This window comes from Exiguobacterium sp. EF_C8, from assembly GCF_054956715.1.
The window spans coordinates 1,273,411-1,287,803 of record NZ_CM143264.1 but is presented as its reverse complement, the minus strand read 5'-3'; the positions used below and the strand labels follow the sequence as shown (position 1 = coordinate 1,287,803).

Sequence of the window (14,393 nt, the reverse complement as noted above, 5' to 3'; positions counted from 1 at the left end):
AAAAAGATTGGTTAAATCCTTTCTTCTCTAAATCGCTCCGATTCGTTGGGCGGTTTCCTCCGAACACAAGACGATCAACGTCCCGTTTTTCGGAATCGCTTCATCGAGTCGACGGTTCAAATCGAGTCGTTTTCCATCAGATAAGATCGTGACGCCTTCTTCTAGCAAGGCATGATAGGCGTCACGGTACGTTCCCCACTCCGGTCTACTCGGAATCGAGAATATGCCTTCACCGTCCTTCGTCAACAAATCCGTCACGACCTTCGTCACACCAGGATGATGGGACGCGAGGATCGCCATCCGGGCAATCGTCTCATCACCAAGTAACACCTCATCAACCTTAACCTGTTCGAAGCTGTCGAGGTGTTCTTCAAGCATCATTTCGACGATTGTATAAATGTTCGGATTCGCCCGTTCGATGCTTGAAGCAATCAACAATGTCCGTCCGTCAGCATGGACCGGTGGAATCGAATGATCGGCGAGGACGATCGCGCGAACCGCCTTTTCGATGTGTGCCCGTTCGAGCGTCGATGTCAGTGCCGGATCACCACAGACGTAATGAAATCGTGGGTGACTGAATGGCTCGCGCTCTAAATCATCGACGAGGACGACATCCGTATGTTCGAGTAATGAATCGATGACGTGCTTCGAACGCCGACTGTAACCGAAAACGACGGTATGCCCTGTTTCTTTCACTTGTAATAACCCTCTTTCCTTTTGATTGCGAATCAACTGGACACCGTCGACCAGTTTTGAGATTAGTCCCCCGACGATCCCGATTCCAAAGATGAAGACGAAAATCGTCAGAATCCGACCGGTATCAGAATTCGGGAAGAAGTCACCGTACCCGACCGTGACGACGGTCGTCATCGTCCAGTAGACGGCCCGGAAGTAGGATCCGAACGTTTCTGGCTCAAGAGCATACATGATGCCCGCGACACCAAAGACGAAGATCAAGGACGCATATCCGAGCGTCCGCATGCGTAAAAACGATACTTTTCGTAAAAAACGTAACCAGACCATCTTTTTTTCATTCCTTTCGAACAATCCGGTCTCTTTCCCTGTCAATAAGGGCGAAGGAGGTGATACACATGACACAAGCAGAAGAAATCAAGACAAGTCTCGTCATTGTCTTCGAGCGGAAGGACAAGGTGACAGCAAACGGTGATGCCATCGTTGCTCGCCGCCGCTATAACGGCTTACGTTCGAATCTTCCAGCAGACGTCGTCGCTTCGATCGGTCAAGCGGTCGGCAGCTTACTCGACGGACGCTACGCGCTGACGGAAATCAGCCGTGACTACGCTCTACTCAAGGCATAACTTATCCCTACATTTCATGAAAGGAGTGACCATTGATGGAACATACGATCGTCCTGACATTTGATACGGTGACAAAAAAACCGTATCGCTTGCGGATCGCTGGTGCGAAGGAAAATGCGACTGTGGCTGAGATCAAAGCAATCGGTGACTTGTTCATCGCCCATGACCCGTTCATGAACGGTGTCACACGTCTCGCGTCCGCTGAATTGCAAAATAGTTCGGAATCGCCATTCGTCTTGTAAGCTTTTTCAGTCCATCGTCACGGGATTACGTGACGATGGCTTTTTTTTGGTATACTAGAAACATCAACCAGCTGAAAGGAAGTCAATTTATGGCCAAACGCCCACTCACTCCTCGCGAATGCGAACTCGTCGTCTGTAGTCTCTACGTAATGGAACTCATCCCGTTCGAAGGCATCATGGAACGTCTCGAATCCATTACGCTCCGAGACATCATCGGCCCCGTCGCACGTGGCGAATCGACGCGGGAGCAAGCTGCTGACGCGCTTGACCAGTACATCAAGGTCCGACGTCGCCGGTTCCGCAACGTCCCACCGGAACATCTGTGGTCGCTTGACGACCGGATTGAACAAGAAGCATTGCGGATGATCCGCAAGCGTTCGCCGCTCTCGGCAGGAGAAAAGCTCCAGCCGAAAGCCATTCCTCATGAAATGGGTGATACGGTCGAGTTGAAAGTGACCGAAATTCAGGATCGCAACAACAAAGTGACCTTGATCGGGAAAGTCGGAAACGTCACGGCGAAGCTCCCGGTCGCGAACCGTCAAGCCTATAAAGGCAATAAGACGATCTCTGCCTGGATCACGGGTGTCGAGAAAAAACCAGCCTTACTTCATCTGTCGACATCCGACTACGGTAAGCATCAGCCGTCAGACGACGTCAAAGCAGCGTACGCAACTGCCGTTGCCGCGTTACGTCGTTATTTCGAGACGAACGAACTCCCGACGACCGAAGAAGTCGATCTCGCGAAATCACTGTTCCAACGGATGATCCGTCGCGATCAGAATGATTGGTTCACAGTGTACGTCGCGATGGGTCGCCCACAACTTGATCACGTCCGGCGCTGGGTCAAGGTCATTCAGATGCTCGCTCGCTCACTGCGCGGAGACGAGGAAGCGACACAACAACTCGCTTCGCAGGAAGATCGTTTCTTCAAGGACGCCTTATTGCGTGCCTGTAAAGCGGCAGAGAAAAATTTCACGTCTTGATGCTTTCGCCCTAGAATGTATCGATTCCTAGTCAAAACGAAAAAAAGAACGCTTCGGACCGGATAAGTTTTTCCGGGACGAAGCGTTTTTTCGTGGATCATTGAACCGCAAAATCATAGATACGCGTTCCTTTTTTACGATTCACATCTTTGATTTCTCCTTGATACATCAGTTGCTCATTCTTCAGATCGATCACGGACACTTGGAATCCATCGCTTGTCTCGGAAGAGAGATAAAGCTGCATCTCGTCCTTCGAATCCAACCAATCAATCTTTTTCAAAACGAGCGGACTGCTTACGCTATGCTCGGATAATCGTTTCGTTTCCAAGTCGAACATCGACCATTCGATTCGTTTCGTCTCCCCTTCCGGCAGGCGGAAGCCGATGAGATAACGACCGTTCGCATAGGGCGTATAACCGATTTGCTGCTGATTCAACTCCTTGATGGAACGAACGCTTTTGCCGTCATCGAGGAAATAAGATAGTTTAGTGTTCTCCTCATCGCTGTCAGACGGTTGTTCCGTGTAGACCACCTCATTTTGATGAATCGCTAAAAATTGACGAGCGTGTTTAGGCGCCACTGGCTTTTGAAGAACGATCTCTTCAACCCGGTCGCCTGTTAAATCGAGCACAAGCAGTTTTGTTTCCCTTGGCTGATCGACTCGATCGAGTTGGATGTAGACCTTCATCGCCTGTTTATCGACGACACTGGCTTGTATGTCCATCCCCGTCTCAAGTTTTGTATCATACTGAAATGTTTTCTCGAACATCTCCTCCGTCTTAAACGTAAACATCTTAAATTGCAGTTTATTGTGTTTGATCTGAATCGCATACTCTGATTGTCCATCACTGCTAGCGTTCGTTTCCATTTGCGTCGTAAATTCGTAATATTCATCTGGCAAATTCGTCATGCTATCTTCACGGAATAGTTGTCCGACGTAAGAATTTGACTGTTTTTCGATGTCTCCCTTAGCGTTGACATCATAAATCGTCGAACGCATGCCTTTCGTCTGAAGACGTAAATTAAAATTTTCGATTTGCGAAGGTTTTCCACTGACGGTCTCGAGCGAAAAGTCTGCTCCTTTGATCGACAGCGTGTAGCCGATGTAGCTTCCGATTGTTATGAGAATGATCACTCCATAGATCAGAAGTTGACGATATCGTTTCATGAGATTTCTCCTTTAGACGGATAGACGCGTCTGGACTAACCGCAGATTTTTGTACGACACATATAACGTTAAGAGCACGATGTACCCGAGATAAAATTGCATGTGCAGTTGACTCAAATCGTTCGAAATAGCTGACAATGCTAAGCCTAAAATGATATAACCGCCAATCAACGCAATCCCATGTAATCCGACGAGCAAGAACGCTTTTCCCTTTCGGAACGATCGTTCAAGTAATACTGTCATGAAGACGAACGAGATGACGATGAATGACATCAGTAAGATGAATAAAATATCACTCGGATACATCGTATAGAACAAATTCATGTAGAAGGAGTATTCATTGATGCTGGCTGTGACCTGTTGAGCATCTGGTAACAACCATAAGTAGAGATTACGACTAAGTAACAACAGCCCCCACTGAATTCCGATCAAACTAGTCACGACAAGTAAAAGTGCCGTCATTTTCGATCCAAAAATCGCCCGGCGTGATCCCGGTAACAATAGCAATCTGTAAATGTACTTCGTCTCACCCATCCAGTCGCGGTACCAAATCCAGAACGCAAACAGGATGATCATCCCCATCGCTAATACAATGACTGAATCGTAAAAATCCGTTGCTTGTGCGAATGTCAACGCACCACCTGCTCGCGCAATTGCGTCCATTTCTGATATCTGCTCGATCCGCATCGTTTTCTCGATCGTGCTTTGATAATCGTAAATTTGATAGAGCAGTGACGCGATTTCCGCGACGATCAAGCCTGAAATCAACAACACCAGTAATTTCGTACTTCGTTTTAGTTCTTCATTCGTTAATAACAACCAGCGTTTCATCCTTGATATACCTCCCGCATCCGGTCTTGGACCGATTGATGATGATGACCTCGCAGTTCATCCGTCTCTTTGACTTCGACGATCTGACCGTCTCGTAAGAACAACACTCGGTCGATCACTTGCTCGACTTCAGCGATTTCGTGAGTCGTCATCAGGATACTCCGTCCTTCCATGAACTCACTTGAGAAAATCCAGGCAATCTGTTCCTTCATGAACAAATCGATTCCCGCGAGCGGTTCGTCGAGTAATATGTATGGACGATCGAGGGCGAATCCTAAGACGAGATTGAACTTCGCTTTGTTCCCTTTTGATAAGTTCGCCATTTTATCCGTCGTAAACAGCTGAAACGTCTGCAGTAACCGTTCCGCTGTCTCTTGATTCCAGTCTGGATAATGATCTGCCATATATGCGAGCGCTTGTCCGATCGTCATGTAGCTCGGCATCGTCTGAAGATCAGGCACGAACGCAATTTTGTCGCGCGATGTTTTACCGTCGACCGTCACCGTCCCGGCATCTACCGGAATCAGACCGAGAATTGCTTTTAGGATCGTCGACTTCCCTTCCCCGTTCAAGCCGATCAGACATGTCACTTCGTTTAGACCGACGGAGAACGTCACGTCACGCAAGACCTGTTTTTTCCGTCCATATCGCTTCTGTAATCCTTTTACCTCAAGCATCCGGTTCACCCTCCTTGATTATCACCATTGTATTAAGACAATAGTACATCTGTTAACTGTATGGTACATGCCATACAGTCTAGCGTCAACTTGTTTTTTTCCTCATGTTATCCAGAAAATGAAAAAAGAGCCGGGCAGCAACGACCGACTCGTTCTATGCGTCTACAAAAAAAAGAGAGGACATCCTAACGGACGCCCCCTCTGAAAACGTGACTGGTGCTTCAATAAATATCAATCGTTGACTCCAGTGCCCGGCATGTCCGACGCACGGTCGGTAAGAAGTCGGTCCGTTTTGCGACACCGCCTTCAATCTGGACATGCTGAATGCCTTTCGTCCGCTGCATCGCTGTTAAGACGGTGACCAGCTCAATGAACCAATTCGAGATCAGTTCGACGACCTGTTCGTCAAAAGCGGCAGCGCCATACACATCATACCCGTTCTCGCAGAGATGGTTCGGGAAGCGGGCTTTGAACCGATGAATCAAAGTGTCCGTCGTCGGAATCAAAAATTCGTCGTAGACAACACGTTGCTCGGCATCAAGCGTTTGTTCTGTCACACCATCCATCATCAAATGTGGCTGATTGCCGATATTCAATGTCCAACTCGTCTTCTTTCGCTCGCCAGTGGAAGTGATCGTTCGCATGGTTTCATCCATCTCCTTTTGATGTGTAAGCGTTTACCTTCTCATTCTACCTGTCATTTGACCTGTTCTGCAACCGTCAACTTGACCAATTTAAACGATAACTTCGCTTGACATTCAGTCTACCAAATTCAACGCTTTTTGACGATGTCAAGAATTAACATCGTCCTTGTAGATGTAGACGGCAACAAGGTCAATCAAGACATGGATGATGATCAGCGGCCAGAGCGTCTCGAGCGCTAGATACAAGTAGCCGAATCCCGCTCCGATCAGTCCTGTCACTAGAATCGCGAACCACCCTTGATAGCGATGGGCAATCCCGAACAGGATGGCACCGATCCAGACGAAGCTGACTTCAGAGAACGGTAAAAATAATTCGAGCGTATGGAAGAGAAACCCGCGATAAATCAACTCTTCCGTCACTCCTGCCATCAGCGCGACCATTTGGAATCCGGTCCGCTCCTCTTTCGTTCGCGGCAGAATCAGTCGCTCCGCCTCACTTTGATAGAGCGGCAATAAACGTTTGCGAAACGCTGGAACGGTCGCTGTCAAAAGCAAGACGATACAGAGAAAGACGATCAGTCCTATCGTCGCGTACCAGACTGGTCCACTTGGGACAAAAAACGTCAAGCCGATTTCCGGTAACAGCGTACCGCTGACCAGCGTTCCACCGACGAGCAACAAACATAAGATCCCGCTCGACTGGACCATCGAGGGGTAGAATTCCTTGCGAGGCGCAATCGTCAAATCGACCGGACGGACCGCCGCGATGATCGAAAGGACGACGAGTAATCCGAGTAAAAACCCATTTACGAAGAGATACATGACTTCGACTCCTTTTTTGATTCCACACTCCCGTCACAGAAAGTGCTATTAGACCCTACTAAAATATGATACCATTCAGTGGAATCCTAAACAGAGGAGAGAACAATATGCGAAAAGTTTTTCGAATCAGCATCTTGTTCGTACTGTTCGCCCTCATCGTCAGTAGCTTCATCTACTGGCAAAATCGGGAACGTGTTCAAAATGAAATGTATCGTACGTATTATGGACAGCATGGCGTACCTGCCGAGAACATCGACATCTACGAACAAGCCGCGGCACGTTACGGCATCGACTGGAAGCTACTCGCCTCCATCCATCGCGTCGAGACGATCTTCTCGAACTCGTCAGCGATGCAATCGTCCGTTGGCGCCATCGGCCCGTTCCAATTCATGCCGAAAACATGGGTCGGTTGGGGATACGAAGGTGGCACGTCGCTCGGTGACATCGAGCATGACGGCATCGACGTGACGGATCCGGAAGCCATCGAGAAATATGGTGGTCTCGGAGTGGACGCGGACGGCGACGGGAAAGCCGATCCGACGAGTCTCGTCGACAGCGCCCACACGGCAGCGAAATACCTGAAGCAACACGATGTTACGAAGACATCAGACCGAGACACGCTCGCGACAGCACTGTTTGAATACAATCGCAGTGAACAATATGTTTCTGACGTGCTCGCCCAATATGATCGTTACCAGCAACACGTCGAGGCGATCGATGCGAACGACCTCGACATCAAGAAGAAGACACTCGCATTCTTCCTTCGCATCAGCTCACGTTTGACCAATTAAAAGGAGGCACCACCCATGACACCAGCCGATTCTTCCGAACTCTTGATTGAGGAATCGTCGATCCGCGTCCAGACGACGTTTGATCGAGACAAGACGAAACGCTATTTACGCAGCTACATCTTTGACGACATCGCAGAAGGGACGCACGTCGCCGCTTTAATCTACACACCACGGACGACGGACGCCTTTCTCTCTGGAACGACGACACAACGTGCATACAATTTGATGAAGAAGTATGTCAGTGACCCCGTCAAACAATATGACATCATCAGTTTGATGCCGGATCTGCTCGTCAGCGAGGATCTGCCGTTCGCGCAAGCGAGCTTCGATGAGACGAACTACGAGTTCGTCGCGAAGACACTTGCTGAAGTCAAAGCAAAAAATGGCGTCGTCCTCTGTGGCTGGGGATCGCCTGGTCGCCTGATGCACCACCTGCCGGCATATGAGGAACTGTTTGATCAGTATGCAGACATTCTCTATTGCTCCGGCATCACGAACAAAGGTGAACCGAACCATCTGCGCTTGACGATGGACGATAGCCCGATGATCACGTATAACGACATGAAACAAAAAGCGAAAAAATTGCGTCGTAAATGACACAATAGACCCTTCCTTAATGGATAGGGTCTTTTTTTGAAACATTTTCCAAACATATTGCGTATAATCAAGGTCTACATCAATCATTACATAGTAAGGAAGGTCATATGATGCCATTTTGGGATGAAGATCTACAAGAAGAAACGATCATTTCAGTCAACGAAACAGACATCACACGAATCGAGCAAGCCGTCAGCGGTCGACTCCCCGCTCGCTACCTCAAACAGATGCGAAAGCAAAACGGTGGTGTTCCAGAAGCGAAGGTCGTGATGGTCGAGTTCGAGAATACATGGTCGGACGAAGAAACGGGTCTACATCTTCCGCTCTGCTCGATGACATCATTGACATTCGAGCGGTATCTGGACGAATTGTCGGTCCTCCGGGAATGGGACGTCGAAGGGAACGTCATGATGTTCGCTGAAGGAGAAGGTAGCTATTTTTGGTACTTCCACTTTACGGAAGATACTGAGCCGACTGTCTGGTGTCTCGACATTTCGGACGAGACGACCCATTTCGTTGCGTCAACCTACGACAAGTGGTTAACGAAGCTGAGTAGCGATGTTCCGGAAGTCGTCATGCCGGATGTTGTATTTCTGACGTTACCTGAAATCAAGGACATTCTCCGTGGAGATGATGAAAACGAAAAACTCCTCGCCTACTCCCACTGGATGATTCTCGATGAAGAACAGGAAGAACTCATCGAAGCGTTCATGACACTGATCGAACGAAACGACCAGCCTGATTTCCTTGGCTCTTATGCGTATTACCTCATGGAAGTCTTGACGAACAACCCGGATTTATTAGACCAGAAACGAGATGTCGTCACTGCCTTGATCCTCAGCAAAGGTGACGATCTCGATGCAGAGGATCTGTTGTCTTGGATGGACGAAGAGAAAGACGAAGAGTTATGACCTAAACCATAAAGCCAGTATTCCTCGTCCAAACGGATGACGAATACTGGCTTTTTGCATGCATGTAAAATCTTTTAAGACAACATCAACTCAAGCAAACAGTCGACGAGATCCTTCTCCAGTTCAAGTGCTTGCAACTGGTGCATCATATTGACCGGATCAAGCTTTTGTGACAATAGACGGTACAAACGGTCCTTCAGGTCATAGCTGATTTCCGCTTGGTCGAGAAACGCATACAACCGGTCCATCTTGTTCTCGTTCGTCGACATCTCGACTTGAAGCGACAACGTGATCGTCTCCGTCACTTCACCGAGTTCGACACGAAGTGACTGCGTCGCATGATCATAGACGCCGGTGACACTTTCCCCGTCGCGCTGGACGTAACCTTCGCGGACTCCGCGTAAAATCAATGTGATTGACCGATTTTCCGGTAGCAAGTCACGATGTCCAGTCGGTGCAGCGATCGTCAGTTCACGCGCTTCCCAGTCGAGCGCGAATGTCGTCTCAACATTGACGCCATCGCGGTGTGCGACCCCTGTGCTGTCGTCTTCAAACAACGTAAACCGGTTTGAGGCTCCTGGGAAGACGACAACTTCGAGATCGTCCGGATTATGCAATGCATTCGAATGCTCGAGATGACGACCGAGTGGGACGATCGCGCCGGCTTTCGCAAGTACGCCTTGGTCTTCGAGATAGCGGAACAGACGGATCTGTTTGCCACCTCGATAACGGTGCCCATTGAAGAAATCGAACCATTCTCCTTCTGGCAACCATGCAGTCGCAGCCGTCATGTGCAGTTTCCGATGCATCGGCGTGACCATCGGCGCGACGATCAATTCCGTTCCGAAGTAGAACTGATTCGGGACATTGTATGCTTGATCGTCTTCTGGATGCTCATAATACATTGGTGAGACGAGGGGCAAGCCGTCAAAGTGATTGCGGGCATTCATCGTGTAAATGTACGGCACGAGCTGATGCCGGAGTCGTAAATATTTCTTCATGACGTTCGCCGCATCGGTCGAATAGCGCCATGGTTCCTTCCCATTGAAGATGCTCATCGTACTATGCAGACGCATGATCGGACTGAAGACACCGTACTGGAGCCAACGTGTCGATAACTCGTCATCTTTTTCCCCGCGCTGGTGCCCCCCGATATCATGACTCCACCAGCCGTAACCGATGTTCGACGCCGTCGCCGTGAAATACGGCTGGAATTGGAGTGATGCCCACGAGATGATCGTATCACCCGAGAAACCGACCGGATAACGGTGACTTCCGGGTCCCGCGTAACGTGAGAAGATCAACGGTCGATTACCATCACGTGCGATATCGAGTGCGTGGTAATGATTGAGCATCCAGAGCGGATCGAGCCCTTTCATCTTCGAGTTCGCGCCCTGTTGCCAGTCGATCCACCAGAAGTCGACGCCATCCGCCTCATGCGGATGATGCAACTTCGTGAAGTAGTTCTCGATAAACGTCCGGTCCGAAAAATCAAACGGAATCCGGACATCCGATTCGGGATCAACACCCATCGCGACTGCCATCGCCTCGTATGCTTCCTCAAACCCACGCACACCGTCCGCCGGATGCAAGTTAAGCGTGACCATTCGGTCGTCGTCCTTCAACCATTGCAAGAAGCCGCGTGGATCCGGGAACAGATCACGGTTCCACGTATAACCCGTCCAACCGCTCCCGTACCGTTCCGGGATATCGGTAACGTGCCAGTCCATGTCGATAACGCTGACCGAGAACGGAATATCTTCCGTCTTAAAGCGGGTCATCAAATCCTTATATTCTTTTTCACTATAACGCCAGTAGCGACTCCACCAGTTGCCAAGTACCTGACGCGGTAACATCGGCGTCGGTCCTGTCAAGTGGTAGAAGTCACGCAGTGCCTGTTTATAATCGTGACCGTATCCGAAATAATAGATGTCATGCGTACCAGAGCGACGCGGTTCGACGAAGTGGTCTTCCGTCAGTACGAAGGCGTTCGAATCGTCGATCGCCGCGTATCCTTGCCGTGAGACAATTCCTTCCTCGAGAGGAATGACACCGTCCGCGTGGTCAAGCGTCCGTGCCGTTCCTTTTAACGTCCGGAGTGGTCCGCCGAACGTATAACGGCTGTAATAGGTACTGAAGTTCCCTAAGACATCGATATAAAGTGTGTTCGCAGCGAACGGTCCCTTTGTATAATGCAGATGGACGTGCTCGGTGATGATTTGCAATTCTTCCTCGTTTTCGACGATGCGGTAAGCAGGTACCGGGAAATCACGATTGAAGACCGTTTGGGTCGGTCGATCCTCGAATTGTCCATCCGCCGCGTATTCGAGTCGGATCATCCGACTCGTCAAGACCGTGAAACGGTAGACATCTCCTTGGATGATAGCGTCTGGTCGTGCTTGTGGTTTCATGTCGCGCGTGTAGAAATGGGATTCATCAATTGTTCGCATACAGGTTCGGGACTTCCGTCCCTTTCACTTCCTTCCAGGCTAAGTAGTGTGCAACCGATTACACATCTAGTGTATAAGAGTTCATGTTCCCACTTCAAGGAAGAATCAACCTAAAAATGTCCCGCACCTGAAAATAGATGCGGGACGTTACGTCATAATAAGGGTGAAATCAAGCGCGAAAGTGACTCGAAAATACGGAAGCGGAGCGGGCGTTTGACGTAATCATTCGATGATAACTGAATCGAGACGTCGAAATCAGCAATGAAGTCACGCTCGAGCTGTTCGGCACTTTCCGTATCGTACAGGAACGCCATTAGTTCATAGTTGAGGACAAAACTGCGAATGTCCATGTTTGCCGTTCCGACAGCACCAATCTTGCCGTCGACGAGAAACAGTTTGGCATGGATGAAGTGACGGTTGTACGTGTAAATCTTGACCCCATCTTTCAGGAGTGGTCCAAAGTAGGAACGGGTGCCGTAGTAAGACGTAAAACTATCGCCTTTCCCCGGTGTCAGGATGCGGACGTCAAGCCCGGCACGTGCTGCAAGTCGAAGTAGCGTCATCGTCTCATTGTCCGGAATCAAATACGGTGTCGCAATCCAGATCGAGCGTTGCGCCGAGATGATGGCCGCAATCAAGGCATTGCGAATCGCGGGATCCTTTGAGGTCGGTCCGCTCGTGACGATTTGAATCGCTCCGTCGGACGCAACATCATGTTTCGGGAAGTACTGGTGGATTGTCTCTTCCCCCGCAAACGTCTCCCATGTGTCGTCCGATTCGATTTGGGCATAAATCCAGTCGTCGAGGAACGTCGCTTGTAATTCCTTAACGGCACGTCCTTCGAGCCGTAAATGCGTATCGCGCCAAAACCCGAACTTCTTACTCTTGCTGTCGTACTCATCACCGACGTTCAGTCCACCGGTGAAGCCAACCTTCCCATCAACGACGACGATTTTCCGGTGATTGCGGAAGTTCGCCGTGAAGATGAATAAGGGACTCGAGATTGGATCATAGGCTGCGATATGTGCCCCAGCGTCGCGTAACGGACGTAGGAAATTCTCACCAAGCATATAGCTTCCAAGTCCGTCATACATGAACCGCACTTCGACTCCCGCTTCGAGTCGCTCGATCAATGCTTCCCGGATTGCCTTGCCTGTCTCATCGTTTCGATAGATGTAGTACTGGATGTGGACGTGATGTTTCGCTTGACGAATTGCGTCAAGAATCGCCGGGAACGTCTCTTCCCCGTTCGTCAGAATCTCACTTGCTGTATGAACATCTACCCCACCACCACCGAAGTTGCGAATCGTGTTCGCAAGCTTTAAGTGATTCGGTGGCAATTCACTGACGGCAAGCGACCGGACTGGACGAATCGCTTGTTTCAGCAATTTTCGTTCGTCATGCGAACGACGATTCCGGCGGCGACGCCGCGGATTCCGACCGAACATCAACCAGATGATGACACCGAGAATCGGTAAGAAAATCAGGACGAGAAACCAAGCGATCGTTGATTCCGCTGTCCGGTTCTCGATGAAGATGATCATGATGACGGCGAGCGGCACAACCGTCGCTGAAATCGTTAAGACATAAAATAAATAGCCGAGTTGATATAGTCCCCAAATAATTCCGCCGGCGACTAAAAATACAAGTGCGAATTGTAAAATCCGGTTGCGCACAGACCTTCCTCCTTCAATTAACATACCTTCACTAGTATTCTTTTCCCATTCACTATGAAAATATAACAAAAAAGAGAAACCGCAGATACGGTTTCTCTAAAGATTGACCTTTTATAAAAAGTTTTCTTCGTACATTTCACGACCGGGTATCGGATCGTTCAGAAATGCCCAATCTGTTTCGTCTTCCTGGACGAGACACGTGTCAAATAGCACCTCGAGTTTCGCTTGTTCTAGTCCGATACCAATCAAGACGAGCTCGGTCCGTCGATCCTCGTCTGATGCAAAACGACCAGCGTATTCCATGTTCGAAGCATATCCTGCCTGATGGAACAATAGTGCCATCTCAGGACGTGTCGCAAGGAACAAAAAGCCTTTCGCCCGGACGACTTCTTGCGGCCAGTCTTCAATCAAAGCTAGCAAGCGCTCAGGGTGGAACGGCACGTCGCGCTTGTAGACGAATGAACTGATCCCGTACTCTTCCGTTTCCGGAATATGTTCTTCCGCATTCAACTCACGGATCCAACCGGCGCTTGCTGCCGCTTGTTCAAAATCAAATAAATCAACGTCTAAGATGTCTGCCGGATCAACTTGGCCATATGTCGTCTCGATCAAACGGGCAACTGGATTTAATGCCTTTAGATAGCCGATGACGGTATGGCGTTCTTCCGCTGTCAGACGATCGACTTTATTCAAGACGATGATGTCCGCGAACTCGACTTGATCGACGAGTAGATCGACGACTTCACGCACGTCTGTCTCATCGACGGCCTGTTTCCGCTCAATCAACGATTCACCAGACTCGAAGTCCTTCAGGAAACGGTACCCATCGATGACCGTGACCATCGCATTGATTTTCGTGACTTGTGATAAGTCGATTGCACTGTCCGGATCTTCGTACGTGAAGGTCTGGGCAACCGGAATCGGTTCCGAGATACCACTCGATTCGATGACGATACCGTCAATATCGCCTTGGTCGACGAGGCGTTTGACTTCAAGTAATAAATCGTCACGTAACGTGCAGCAAATGCAGCCGTTCGAAAGCGTGACGAACGACTCTTCCGTTCGCGAGAATCCGCCTTGCTCAATCAATGCCGCGTCAATGTTGACCTCACTCATGTCGTTGACGATGATCGCAAGGCGGCGCCCTTCGCGATTATGTAGCAAATGGTTCAATAGTGTCGTTTTACCGGATCCTAAGTAACCGGATAAAACGGTGATCGATATCGGGTTCATTATCATTCATCTCCTAAAACGTAATAATTACGTTTTATAGAGTAATCGA

The 14,393-nt window shown here is 49.3% G+C and carries 15 protein-coding genes; 6 read left to right on the top strand and 9 right to left on the bottom strand.

Going from position 1 to position 14,393, the window contains the following annotated elements; all coding sequences use genetic code 11:
- Window positions 1–27 precede the first annotated feature (27 nt).
- Window positions 28–1,023, bottom strand: a complete 996-nt coding sequence (locus ACY2IG_RS06605) for a potassium channel family protein (RefSeq protein WP_462618517.1) — start codon at window positions 1,021–1,023, stop codon at window positions 28–30.
- Window positions 1,024–1,091: 68 nt separating this feature from the next.
- Here ACY2IG_RS06605 and ACY2IG_RS06600 point away from each other — a divergent pair, with 68 nt between their 5' ends.
- From ACY2IG_RS06600 to ACY2IG_RS06590, 3 genes are all read left to right on the top strand, one after another.
- Window positions 1,092–1,319 carry a DUF1659 domain-containing protein gene (locus tag ACY2IG_RS06600; protein ID WP_329470632.1) on the top strand — a complete coding sequence of 76 codons (228 nt, stop codon included), beginning with the start codon at window positions 1,092–1,094 and terminating at the stop codon, window positions 1,317–1,319.
- 35 nt (window positions 1,320–1,354) lie between these two features.
- Window positions 1,355–1,561, top strand: a complete 207-nt coding sequence (locus ACY2IG_RS06595) for a DUF2922 family protein (RefSeq protein ID WP_462618516.1) — start codon at window positions 1,355–1,357, stop codon at window positions 1,559–1,561.
- Between the two features lie 89 nt (window positions 1,562–1,650).
- Entirely contained in the window at window positions 1,651–2,544 is an 894-nt protein-coding gene (locus tag ACY2IG_RS06590) for a hypothetical protein (RefSeq protein WP_035408459.1), read from the top strand.
- Window positions 2,545–2,641: 97 nt separating this feature from the next.
- Here ACY2IG_RS06590 and ACY2IG_RS06585 read toward each other — a convergent pair whose 3' ends face one another.
- The 5 genes from ACY2IG_RS06585 to ACY2IG_RS06565 all read right to left on the bottom strand — a co-directional run bounded on the left by ACY2IG_RS06585 (window position 2,642) and on the right by ACY2IG_RS06565 (window position 6,686).
- Entirely contained in the window at window positions 2,642–3,712 is a 1,071-nt protein-coding gene (locus ACY2IG_RS06585) for a hypothetical protein (protein WP_462618515.1), read from the bottom strand.
- 12 nt (window positions 3,713–3,724) lie between these two features.
- Window positions 3,725–4,543, bottom strand: a complete 819-nt coding sequence (locus ACY2IG_RS06580) for a hypothetical protein (RefSeq protein WP_075642148.1) — start codon at window positions 4,541–4,543, stop codon at window positions 3,725–3,727.
- On the bottom strand, window positions 4,540–5,220 hold the full coding sequence (locus ACY2IG_RS06575) for an ABC transporter ATP-binding protein (RefSeq protein ID WP_056060756.1): 681 nt from the start codon (window positions 5,218–5,220) through the stop codon (window positions 4,540–4,542). The genes ACY2IG_RS06580 and ACY2IG_RS06575 overlap by 4 nt, the downstream gene beginning before the upstream one ends.
- A 221-nt stretch (window positions 5,221–5,441) precedes the next feature.
- Window positions 5,442–5,864 (bottom strand): hypothetical protein, encoded by a 423-nt coding sequence (locus ACY2IG_RS06570; protein WP_050677057.1) that lies wholly within the window; start codon window positions 5,862–5,864, stop codon window positions 5,442–5,444.
- Window positions 5,865–6,011: 147 nt separating this feature from the next.
- Window positions 6,012–6,686, bottom strand: coding sequence for a CPBP family intramembrane glutamic endopeptidase (locus ACY2IG_RS06565; protein ID WP_462618514.1), 675 nt, complete (start codon window positions 6,684–6,686; stop codon window positions 6,012–6,014).
- Between the two features lie 107 nt (window positions 6,687–6,793).
- Here ACY2IG_RS06565 and ACY2IG_RS06560 point away from each other — a divergent pair, with 107 nt between their 5' ends.
- The 3 genes from ACY2IG_RS06560 to ACY2IG_RS06550 all read left to right on the top strand — a co-directional run bounded on the left by ACY2IG_RS06560 (window position 6,794) and on the right by ACY2IG_RS06550 (window position 8,985).
- Window positions 6,794–7,477, top strand: coding sequence for a lytic transglycosylase domain-containing protein (locus tag ACY2IG_RS06560; RefSeq protein ID WP_308101323.1), 684 nt, complete (start codon window positions 6,794–6,796; stop codon window positions 7,475–7,477).
- Window positions 7,478–7,492: 15 nt separating this feature from the next.
- Window positions 7,493–8,074: a DUF1643 domain-containing protein gene (locus ACY2IG_RS06555; RefSeq protein WP_047395966.1), complete on the top strand. Its 582-nt coding sequence runs from the start codon at window positions 7,493–7,495 to the stop codon at window positions 8,072–8,074.
- Window positions 8,075–8,184: 110 nt separating this feature from the next.
- Window positions 8,185–8,985: an SMI1/KNR4 family protein gene (locus ACY2IG_RS06550; RefSeq protein WP_462618513.1), complete on the top strand. Its 801-nt coding sequence runs from the start codon at window positions 8,185–8,187 to the stop codon at window positions 8,983–8,985.
- A 74-nt stretch (window positions 8,986–9,059) separates the two neighbouring features.
- On the opposite strand, the gene ACY2IG_RS06545 is transcribed toward ACY2IG_RS06550, so the two are convergent.
- The 3 genes from ACY2IG_RS06545 to ACY2IG_RS06535 all read right to left on the bottom strand — a co-directional run bounded on the left by ACY2IG_RS06545 (window position 9,060) and on the right by ACY2IG_RS06535 (window position 14,344).
- Window positions 9,060–11,435: a glycoside hydrolase family 31 protein gene (locus ACY2IG_RS06545; RefSeq protein WP_462618512.1), complete on the bottom strand. Its 2,376-nt coding sequence runs from the start codon at window positions 11,433–11,435 to the stop codon at window positions 9,060–9,062.
- 152 nt (window positions 11,436–11,587) lie between these two features.
- The gene (locus ACY2IG_RS06540; protein ID WP_035408477.1) at window positions 11,588–13,111 is read right to left on the bottom strand and encodes a cardiolipin synthase; all 1,524 of its coding nucleotides are present in this window, start codon (window positions 13,109–13,111) and stop codon (window positions 11,588–11,590) included.
- Between the two features lie 111 nt (window positions 13,112–13,222).
- Entirely contained in the window at window positions 13,223–14,344 is a 1,122-nt protein-coding gene (locus tag ACY2IG_RS06535; RefSeq protein ID WP_462618511.1) for a GTP-binding protein, read from the bottom strand.
- Window positions 14,345–14,393 lie beyond the last annotated feature (49 nt).